Annotated in this window: 1 protein-coding gene and 1 pseudogene; one reads left to right on the top strand and one right to left on the bottom strand. The window is 76.1% G+C overall.

Annotated features, from left to right (window positions below; genetic code table 11):
• Positions 1 to 191 precede the first annotated feature (191 nt).
• Positions 192 to 755: pseudogene (locus tag GV126_RS00460) on the bottom strand (helix-turn-helix domain-containing protein); the annotation flags it as partial.
• 117 nt (positions 756 to 872) lie between these two features.
• Here GV126_RS00460 and GV126_RS00455 point away from each other — a divergent pair.
• Positions 873 to 1,709, top strand: a complete 837-nt coding sequence (locus tag GV126_RS00455; RefSeq protein WP_159661914.1) for an EamA family transporter — start codon at positions 873 to 875, stop codon at positions 1,707 to 1,709.
• The last annotated feature ends 124 nt before the right edge of the window (positions 1,710 to 1,833 follow it).

The following is a 1,833-nucleotide window of genomic DNA, read 5'->3' as shown; positions in this document are numbered from 1 at the left end:
GAGCGCGCGGGCGGCGGGCGCCCGTCCGGGGGGGCGGGCGGGCCGGCGCGGGAGGCGGGCCGGACCGCCGCCTCGGCCGGGGCGGCCCCGCGCCCCGCCCGCGGCGCGGGCCCGGGGCCCGCCCCCCGGAGGGGGAGGGGGCCCCGCCCGCGGGGGCCGGGCTCCCGGGCCTGGGGGGCGGAGGGCTGGGGGGGCGGGAGGTGCACCGTCATGATCAGGTGGCAGGTCTCCGTGCCCGCGCCGCGGTAGGTGTGCGGGGCGTCGCCGTCGAAGGTGGCGGTCTGGCCGGCTTCCACCGCGTGCTCGACGCCGTCCACGATCAGGGTCATGCGGCCGGCGGTGACGCTGAGGGTCTCCACGACGCCGGCCTGGTGCGGGTGGCTGGGGTACTCCTCCCCCGGCTCCAGCTTCCAGCGCCAGACCTCGACCGGCGCCGGACCCGAGGTGGTCAGCATGAGCCGGGCCTCACCGCCCTGCGGGCCGGTCCACAGCGGGGTGAGGGAATCGGTGTCAACCACGCGTACGCGTCCTTCGGTCCGGCCCTCCAACAGGGCGGAGACGGAGACACCGAGGGTGTCGGCCAGCCGCACCAGGGTGGCGAAGTTGGGGTTTCCCTGGGCCTTCTCCAGCGCCACCAGCGCGCCCTTGCTCACCTGGGCACGCCGGCCGAGTTCGTCCAGGGACAGGCCCGCGCGGGTGCGGGCCGCCCGGACGTTGCGCGCGAGCGTCCGCAGGGCCGCCTCGGTCTGTGCCATCCGATCACCATCCTCGCCGGTGGACCACTGCACTGCTCCGTTCGGTCGTTTGGTTGACACGAGCCGGTCGGTCCGTTGTACGGTTCAGTCGTTCCACTGATAGTAAGGGATCGACTCGTGATCGCTCTGCTGCTGGCCCTGGGCAGCTCCCTCGCCTACGGCTGCGCCGACTTCCTCGGCGGTCTCGGTGCCCGCAAAGCCCATGTCCTGCGCACCGTCATGGTCGCCGCGCCGTCCTCGCTCGCCGTCGAACTGCTGCTGTGGCCCGTGCTGGGCGCCTCCTTCGACCCGGCCGCCCTGGGCTGGGGAGCCGCCTCCGGCGTCGCTTCGGCCGCGGCGTTCGCGCTGCTGTACAGGACCCTGGCCATCGGCCCGATGAACGTGCTGTCGCCCGTGACCGCGCTGGTCTCCGCCGCGCTGCCGGTCGCGGTGGGCCTGCTGCAGGGCGAGCACCTGGGCGTGGCCGGACTGCTGGGGCTGCCGCTCGCCCTGGTCGCGGTGGTCCTGGTCAGCGCCGGGCACGGCGCCGGCTCCGCGCGGCCCTCCCGGACGGCGCTGCTGCTGGCCTTCGGCGCGGGTGCCGCCATCGCCCTCCAGCTGATCTTCCTGCACCAGACGCCGTCCGGCACCGGAGTGGCGCCGCTGATCATCGGCAGGGCGGTGTCCTCGGCGGTCACCCTGGCCGCCGCCGGAGCCCTGTACCGCCGGCTGGGACCGGAGAAGCCGGCCTACGCGATCTCGGCGGCCGCGGGCGTCCTGGACTCCGTGGCCAACCTGCTGTTCCTGCTCGCCGCCCGCAGCGGTGACCTCACGGTCGTGGCCGTGGTCACCGCGCTGTATCCGGCCGGCACGGTCCTGCTCGCCCGCGGTGTGCTCGCCGAACCCGTCCACCGCAGCCAGCTCGTCGGCCTGGGCACCGCCGCCGTCGCCGTCAGCCTGCTCGCGCTGTCCTGACCGCCGCCGGCCCCGCGACGAGCACCGCAGGCACACCGCGGCCCACCGCCCCACGCACCGCGCCCGTCCACCGCCCCACGCACCGCGCCCGTCCACCGGCACACGCACCGCGCCCATCCACCAC

The sequence above is a fragment of the Streptomyces mexicanus genome, assembly GCF_902506575.1.
GTDB lineage: Bacteria > Actinomycetota > Actinomycetes > Streptomycetales > Streptomycetaceae > Streptomyces > Streptomyces mexicanus.
The sequence above is the reverse complement of the archived record's forward strand: the minus strand, read 5'-3'. Positions and strand labels throughout refer to the sequence as shown.